Here is a 1,664-nt window from a genome sequence, read left to right as displayed (position 1 = left end):
AAGCAGTCATTAAACTCTGGAAGATTGTATCCATAGAATAACATGTTCCATCTGGCCAGACGTTGTTTTGCCTCATAACTGTTTTTGGAGTCCATTACCTTGTAGAATTCATTCTTTAGAACATAAGCCTGCCTTAAGCGCTCAGAAATTCTCAACATGGATTCCACTTGGTCAACCTCGGTTGGTGTTAGGTTTTCAGGCCGTTTTAAAAGCAGTTTTCGGCTCCTTTTAAAGTACTTCCTGCGCTGTTCATGGAACTTCTTCTGTTCAGCTTTTCTGACGTTTTCAAAGGCCCAGGCTACTTGCCTGACAACATGGTATTTGTCAGCGACGATCTGTGCCCTTGGAAATAGAGTCTTGATGATGCTGCGGAATGGTCCGCTCATGTCAATCACTGCATATTGAACATTGTATCGGTCTTTATACTTGGAAAAGTATCGGTACAAATCCTCACTCTTCCTGCTTGGGAGGATATCCAGGACCCTTTTGTTCGCTGGGTCAGTCAGAATGCATTGAAACTTTTCTCCATCCGCATTCCCTTTGAATTCGTCTATGGAAATTACACGAGGTAGGGTCTTATGTGAATACTTGATGTGATCGAATATCCTTGCAGCCGTCGTCGGCGAAACATTGGCTGAATGAGCCAAGCTCTTGATAGAGACAACTCCTCTGAAGGAGTTCAAAATGAAGGCTATTAGCCTGCTGGTAGCACGATGATATCCAGGGAGAAAAGGTACCTCTTCATAAAACCTTTTATTGCAAAAGGGACAGACATAGCGTCGCTTCCTCAAATGTATGAAAGTAAAGCTGCCAAATGAAGATATATCCTTTATTGCTGTGTCCTGTAGTCGTGAATCTTGTCTGTAGGCTTGCCGCAGCGGGGGCAATTATGGACTTTTCGATTCATCATCATATGAATGTGCAGGCAACTGTCCTTTCTTTCAACTAAGGTAACAGTTACATCTTTAAATCCAATCAATTCTTTCGTATAATCTTTGTAGAGCATGGTTGAATCTCCTTTCAAATGGTTGGTGTGGTAAAACCGATCAAGTTTGGTCATCTGCCATTTTCATAAACAATTGTCTGCCTGCAAAATATCTGAACTCTTCATTGGAACGTTTGTAATGTTTTTGATATTCCAAGGCTCAGTACAAAAGATTTACTAAACTGTAGTTATTTTGATAAAATTGGTGACTGGAAACAAGGGCAACAGTTTGATATTCTTCTTAAATCTGGTCATGTTATGATCTTAAATGATTACAAGATTGATAATAATGGTCAAGTAGTTGGTTGCTATGTTTGGGAATCAACAACTAGAGATGGAGTAGATCAAGTACTGGCAAATTATCACGATGCTACATATGCAAGGGATTTTCAGATATATCGGTTTACTGATTGGCAATAGATGTTAACAAATAATTAATATTTCAATGGATAATATTATATATTGCTATAGGAGGGAGAATATCCCTCCTATATATGATATAATATACTAAATTATATCACAATATCCTTTTCACATAAGGTTGGTGGCTAAATAACATGCATAAAAAAATGCTTTTGGTTTTATATAATGATACCAGAAATTAAGACAGACAAAACGGCCAAAATAAGTTAGAATGGAACTATGGAAAAGAGAAGAAATTTTACACCGGAAGAAAAAG

The 1,664-nt window shown here is 38.1% G+C and carries 2 protein-coding genes; both read right to left on the bottom strand.

Going from position 1 to position 1,664, the window contains the following annotated elements; translation table 11 throughout:
- A partial coding sequence (locus F3H12_RS13040; protein WP_243133299.1) for an ISL3 family transposase occupies nt 1-791 on the bottom strand: 791 nt, incomplete at its 3' end.
- Between the two features lie 38 nt (nt 792-829).
- Nucleotides 830-1,006 carry a hypothetical protein gene (locus tag F3H12_RS13310; RefSeq protein ID WP_188118540.1) on the bottom strand — a complete coding sequence of 59 codons (177 nt, stop codon included), beginning with the start codon at nt 1,004-1,006 and terminating at the stop codon, nt 830-832.
- Nucleotides 1,007-1,664 lie beyond the last annotated feature (658 nt).

The sequence above is a fragment of the Thermoclostridium caenicola genome, from assembly GCF_900142095.1.
Lineage (GTDB): Bacteria > Bacillota > Clostridia > DSM-8532 > DSM-8532 > Thermoclostridium_A > Thermoclostridium_A caenicola.
This window is presented reverse-complemented; position numbering and strand designations above follow the sequence as displayed.

Coding starts and splice junctions, on each gene's coding strand:
- F3H12_RS13310 (WP_188118540.1), bottom strand. CDS start 1,006: ATGCTCTACAAAGATTATACGAAAGAATTGATTGGATTTAAAGATGTA.